The 6,000-nt window shown below is 72.2% G+C and carries 5 protein-coding genes and 1 pseudogene; all 6 read right to left on the bottom strand.

Going from position 1 to position 6,000, the window contains the following annotated elements; genetic code table 11:
* A pseudogene (locus tag AB0D85_RS46855) lies at window positions 1-361 on the bottom strand (triacylglycerol lipase); the annotation flags it as partial.
* A 231-nt stretch (window positions 362-592) separates the two neighbouring features.
* On the bottom strand, window positions 593-1,387 hold the full coding sequence (locus AB0D85_RS46850) for an ATP-binding cassette domain-containing protein (RefSeq protein ID WP_362335857.1): 795 nt from the start codon (window positions 1,385-1,387) through the stop codon (window positions 593-595).
* Window positions 1,384-2,385 (bottom strand): ABC transporter ATP-binding protein, encoded by a 1,002-nt coding sequence (locus AB0D85_RS46845; protein ID WP_362335854.1) that lies wholly within the window; start codon window positions 2,383-2,385, stop codon window positions 1,384-1,386. Before AB0D85_RS46845 ends, AB0D85_RS46850 begins: the two co-directional genes overlap by 4 nt.
* The gene (locus tag AB0D85_RS46840) at window positions 2,382-3,245 is read right to left on the bottom strand and encodes an ABC transporter permease (RefSeq protein WP_362335851.1); all 864 of its coding nucleotides are present in this window, start codon (window positions 3,243-3,245) and stop codon (window positions 2,382-2,384) included. The genes AB0D85_RS46845 and AB0D85_RS46840 overlap by 4 nt, the downstream gene beginning before the upstream one ends.
* Complete coding sequence (locus tag AB0D85_RS46835; protein ID WP_362335848.1) at window positions 3,242-4,177, bottom strand: ABC transporter permease; 936 nt, start codon at window positions 4,175-4,177, stop codon at window positions 3,242-3,244. Before AB0D85_RS46835 ends, AB0D85_RS46840 begins: the two co-directional genes overlap by 4 nt.
* Before the next feature lie 9 nt (window positions 4,178-4,186).
* Window positions 4,187-5,848: an ABC transporter substrate-binding protein gene (locus AB0D85_RS46830; protein ID WP_362335845.1), complete on the bottom strand. Its 1,662-nt coding sequence runs from the start codon at window positions 5,846-5,848 to the stop codon at window positions 4,187-4,189.
* Window positions 5,849-6,000: the final 152 nt, after the last annotated feature.

Raw genomic sequence — 6,000 nt, 5'->3', positions numbered from 1 at the left:
CCAGCGCCACCAGCGGCCGGGGGCCGTCGCCCTGCCAGGCGGCGGTCGGTTCGATGTAGGCGCCGGTGACGGCGACCGGCTGACCGTTCGAGTCCGTGGACTTGTACATCAGTCGGGTCGCGCTGCCGGGGAGCGGCCCGTCCAGGCCGGGCAGGCTGAGGGCGAGCGGAAGGGGCTCGCTGCGGATCAGGGTGCCGTTCGCCGAAGGCAGGTCGGCGGGCGGGTTGTAGAACGCGGGGATGGTGACGCCCCGGGAGACCACCTCGTCAGCCGCCGTGGCGGCGGTGCTTGCGAGGGCCTGGGCGCCGAGGCAGGCGGCAGCGGTGACTGCTGCTGCGAGCAGCCGTCTGCGTGCGGGCATGGCGAACCTCCTGTGATGCGGCCGGCAGTGAGGTGCACAGGTGAATGCGGCGGGAGAGCGCGGCCGTCCCGGGCCGGCTCATGCCGATGGGGGGTGGTTCGCCAGAACCTTACGCGCCAGTAAGTTACTCGTGATAGCACCCCGTAGGTTACGGTTCGGTAATTTGACAGATTGTCTAACTAGGGGTGCGGAGACCGCGGACCCACCCATGCGATGCGTCCGACCTGCGCGTCACGACCGGCGGGCCGGGCGCCAGCCCTCGCGGGGTACGGCCGCCAACAGGCCCCGGGTGTAGTCGTGTCCGGGCGCGGTGAGCACCTCGTCGGTCGTGCCGCGCTCGACGACGCGGCCCCGGTGCATCACGATCAGGTCGTCGGTCACCTGCTGCACCACGGCCAGGTCATGGGTGACGAAGAGATAGCCGATGCCGAGTTCGGCGCGCAGGTCGGAGAGCAGGTTGAGCACCTGGGCCTGGATGGACACGTCGAGCGCGGAGACCGCCTCGTCCAGGACGAGCACCTTCGGGCGGGAGACCAGGGCGCGGGCGACGGCCACCCGCTGCCGCTGCCCGCCCGACAGGGCGCTCGGCGTCGAACCCGCCATGCGGGCGTCCAGGCCGACCTGGTCCAGGAGTTCGGCCGCACGGTCGCGGCGCCGGTCGCGGTCCGGTTCGTGCAGGCGCAGCAGCTCGTCGATGCCGGCGCCGACGGTCTGACGAGGGTCCAGGGAGGCGTACGGATCCTGGAAGACGAGCTGGATCCGGCGGGCGCGGCCCACCCGCTCGGCACGGCCGCGGGGTGCGGCCCGGCCCGTGAACAGCGGTTCGCCGTCGATCCGTACGGTCCCGGCCGTGGGGGTCTCCAGACCCACGAGCATCCGGGCGACCGTGGTCTTGCCGGAGCCGGACTCGCCGACGACGCCCACCGAGCCGCCGGGCGGCAGGGCCAGGGACACGTCGTCGACGGCGACCCGGCCGCCGGAGAACTCCTTGCGCAGGGCGACGGCTTCCAGAACGGGTGTGGTCATGACGTCGCCTCCAGAGGGCTCGCGGCCGCGGTGAGTTCGGCCGCGCGGTGGCAGGCGACCAGGTGGGTGCCGTGCGCTTCGAGGCGCGGACGGTCCGTGCGGCAGCGCTCCTCGGCGAAGGCGCAGCGGTCGGCGAAGACGCATCCCGGCCCCGCCTCGAAGGCGGACACGGGCCGTCCGGGGAGGCTGACCGGGCGGGCCCGGGTGCCGATCGCCGGGCGGGAGCGCAGCAGGCCCGCGGTGTAGGGGTGCCGGGCGGTGCGGTGCAGCCCCTCGGAAGGGGCGAGTTCGACGATCGTGCCGGCGTACATCACGGCGATGCGGTCGGTGACGGCCGCGGCCAGGTCGAGGTCATGGGTGACCAGGACCATGGCGAGCCGATGCCGGCGGCGCTGCTCGTCGAGAATGGCCATCACCTCCTGCTGGGTGGTCACGTCCAGCGCGGTGGTCGGTTCGTCGGCCAGCAGCAGACGCGGTTCGACGGCCAGGGCCGCGGCGATCATCACCCGCTGGAGCAGGCCGCCCGACAGCTGGTGCGGGTGCTGGCGCAGCCGCTGTTCGCCGTCGGGGATGCCGACGTCGGCGAGCTGCCGGACCGCCTGCTCGACGGCCTGTCCGCGCGGGACGCCCCGCCCGCGGACCAGGACCTCGGTGAGGAAGTCGCCCACCGTGCGCACGGGATTGGCGGCGGTGCGCGGATCCTGCGGGATCATCGCCACCTCGCCGGCCCGGAACGCACGCAGCTCCCGCGAGGTCATGGCGGTCACGGACCGTCCGTCGAAGCCGATGCCGCCCTCCGCGCGGGCCCCGGCGGGCAGCATCCGCAGGACGGCCTTGAGACTCATCGACTTGCCCGAGCCCGACTCGCCCACCAGACCCAGGGACTCACCGGGCCGCACTGCGTAGGAGACGTCGTGCAGGACGGTCCGTCCGCCCGCGAGCCGGACGTGGAGTCCGCTGATGTCGAGCAGCGGCCGCTCGACTGCCGGCGCGTTCATGGCCGTACTCCTGCCGTGTCCGTGTCGCCGGTCCGTTCGCCGATGGTGTTGACGGCGAGGACGACGAAGATGATCAGCAAACCGGCGGACAGCGACTGCCAGGGTGCGCCCCCGAGCAGGGACGACTGCCCCTGGGCGACCATCAACCCCCACTCCGAGGACGGCGGTTGGACGCCGAGCCCGAGATACGAGACCGCCGCCAGGTCCACCAGGGCCGAGCCGAAGGCGATCGCGGACTGGGCGCGGATCACCGGCCACACGGCCGGGACCAGATGGCGCAGGCAGATCGCCCAGCCGCCGAGACCATGGCTGCGCAGCGCCTCCACATACGCGAGGCTGCGCTCCCGCACCGCGATGGTGCGGGTGACGCGCGCGATGTACGGCGTGTACGCGAGGGCGAGCGCGGTGACCGGCGCGAGAAAACCGGTGCCGATCATCGCCACGGCCAGGACCGACAGCAGCAGGCCCGGGAAGGCGAAGAAGAAGTCCAGGACCCGGCTGGCCACCGTGTCGAACCAGCCGCCCAGCCAGGCGGACGCGACCCCGAGCGCGGTGCCCAGCACGGTGGCCGCGGCGATGATCAGCGTGGGGCCGAGCAGACTGAGGCGGGCGCCGTACAGCAGCCGGGACAGGACATCGCGGCCGAGTTCGTCCGCGCCGAGCCAATGCGCCGGGGAGGGACCGGAGTCGGCGGCCAGGATGTCGGTCGCCGCCGGGTCGTACGGAGCGATCAACGGGGCCAGTACGGCGGCCAGGGCGAGCAGGAGCAGGACCGCGCCGAGCGCGGACGAGAGGGGATCCACCCGTGGTCCGCGCCGGGGGCGCGCCGCCGCCGGGAGCGCGAGCGATGCCGTCGTCATCGGGGCTGCCTTTCACGGGTGGCGCGGACGCGGGGGTCGAGCGCGCGGTGCAGGAGGTCGGTGACGGTGGTGGTCACGATGAACGCGGCCACCATCAGCAGGCTGATCGCCAGGACGACGTTGCTGTCCTTGTCGGCGACGGACTGGACCAGGAACGAGCCGAGGCCGCCGATGCCGAACGCCTGCTCCACCACGACCGTGCCCGCGATGAGCCCGGCGACCGCGAGCCCCGACACCGTGGTGATCTCCGGCGCCGCGTTGCGCAGGACGTGCCTGCGGAAGACCCCGGCCGGGCCGAGGCCCCGGGAGCGGGCGACGGCCACATGCTCCTGGCCGAGCTGCTCGCGCAGCGACGCGCGCACGACCTGGGACAGATAGGCCGCCCAGGACAGGGCGAGCGCGAGAGCGGGCAGGATCAGCCCGCGCACCCCGCCGACTCCCGTGGAGATCGCGGGCAGCCAGCCCAGCCAGAGCGCGAAGAACTGGATGAGCAGGGCCGCGGCCACGAAGGACGGCACCGCCACCCCGACCCCGGACAGGACGGTCAGGGCGGCGGAGCCGGGGCGGCTCAGCGCCCCCACGATGCCCGCGCCCAGTCCGCCGGCCACGATGAGCAGCGCGGTCAGGCCGACCAGGGCGAGGGTCTGGCCGATGCGGGGCGCCAGGAGCGAGGAGACGCTCTGCTGGTACTGGAGCGACGTACCGAAGTCACCGTGCAGACAGCCCCGGAGCCAGTGCAGATAGCGCAGGGGCAGCGGCTGGTCGAGGCCGTGGGCGTGGCGGATCACCGCGATCTGCGCGGCGGTGGCCCGGGAGCCGGCGAGGCGGGCCGCGGCGTCGCCCGGTGAGGCCGCCAGCGCGAGGAAGATGGCCAGGCTGGAGGCGAACAGGGTCGCCAGCGAGCCCAGCAGGGTCCGTAGGGTGGTGCGCATCCCGGCCTCCTACTTCGCCTTCGCCGAGCCGATGACGGCGAGCGAGGGCTGGAAGATCGCGGCGGTGGTGAGCGGGGCACCGGTGACGCGCTGGTTGAGGTAGGTGACCTCGTTGATGCTCAGCAGCGGGACGGACCAGGCGACCGCCTCGTACCGGGCCTGCGCCTGCACGATGTAGTCGGCACGCTTGGTCGCGTCCGTGGTCCGCCGGGCCTCGGCGATCAGGGCGGCGGTCCTGGTGTCGTTCCACCCGATCCAGTTGAACTGGCCCTGCGGCACCGGCCCGAGGGCGAGGTAGTCGAGCGGGTCGGCGACGCTGAGGAAGCCCTTGGTGAGCAGGAAGTCGATGCCCGCCCGCGCCTTGGGGTCGTAGAACGCGGTGTTGAACTGCAGCGGCTGCAACTGCTCGATCCGGACGCGGAGTCCGATCCTGCGGGCCTGCTCCTGGATCAGGGTGACGGTCGTGACCTCCGTGGCGTCACCGGCCTGGACGCCGATGGTCACGGTGGTGTCCTTGAGCGGGCTCTGCGCGAGTTCCTTCTTCGCGGCGGCGGCGTCGCCGTCCGGACCGGGCTTGTCGAGCTTGTCGTACGCGCTCTGGAAGGTCGCCTTCGCGTCCGTGTCCCATCCCGACGGCGGGATGAAGGTGTAGAGGGGGGAGGCGCTGTTGTGGAAGACGGCGGTGGCGAGGGCCTTGCGGTCGATGACCTTGAGCAGGGCCAGACGTATGTGGGCGTCCTTGCCCGCGGGGGTGCCGTTGGGGGCCAGTTGGTACGAGCTGAGTCCGGAGCCCTGGTGCACGGCGCCGTTCGTCGTGTTCGTCAGGGCCGGGAGCGCGGCGGCGGGGACGCCGAAGGCGCCGTCCAGCTGGCCGGACTTGAGGCCCAGCGTCAGGTTGGTGGTGTCGGCGACGAAGGAGACGTCGACCGTGGCGGCGCGGGCCCGGAAGGACTTGTCCCAGTAGGCGTCGTTGCGCACCAGGCGGATGCTCGTGTTGGCCTTCCAGTCGGCGAGTTCGAACGGCCCGGTGCACATCACGCCGTTCGAGCCCTTGCCGTACGCCGAGCCCTTCTTCCTGATGAAGTCGGCCTTGGCGATCACCCCCGAGGTGGCCGCCATCTCCTTGTTGAACAGCTCGTCCGGCTCCTTGAACCTGACCGTCACCTCCAGCGGGCCGGTGGCCCTGATGGATGTGACGTTCACGAAGTTGGGGGAGTTGTTGGACGCGACCTTCTCGTCCAGGTTGCGGTTCAGGCTGTAGGCCACGTCGGCGGCGGTGAGGGCCGAGCCGTCCCAGAACTTCACGCCCTTGCGGATCTTGTAGACCAGGGTGGTCGGGTCCGGGTTGCTCCACGAGGTGGCGAGGCCGGGGGAGTAGGTCAGGTCGGCCTTCATCCGGACGAGGGTGTCGCAGAGGTTGGCGACCATCACGTTGGAGCTGTAGTCGCCGGCATGGGCGTAGTCGAGACTGGCGGGCTCGCCCGAGGGCAGGTCCCAGTGGAGGGTGTCGATGTCGCCCGTGGCGGCGGGCGTGCTGACCTCCACCGTGGGCGAGGCTTCGGAAGAGGCGCCCCCGGAGGCGGCCGACTGGCCCCCGGTACAGGCCGTGAGCCCCAGCAGGGGGACGGCGGCCAGGAGCGGCCAGCGGGGTGGGCGGTGCTTCGGGGACACGAAAGCCTCCCAGGGAAGGGTGGGGTGCGGCGCGGTGCCGGGGGGGCCGCGGAAGGGCCCGTCCCGCTCGTCGCGGTTCCCCGACAGTGCCAGGAGCCGAATACCTTGTCAATGAAGACAAAGTAACGGCGAGGTTTCTCCGTTCCCTGGCG

This window comes from Streptomyces sp. NPDC048277, from assembly GCF_040652235.1.
Taxonomy (GTDB): domain Bacteria; phylum Actinomycetota; class Actinomycetes; order Streptomycetales; family Streptomycetaceae; genus Streptomyces.
Note: the sequence above shows the minus strand (reverse complement) of the source record. Positions and strands in the feature narration are given on the sequence as shown.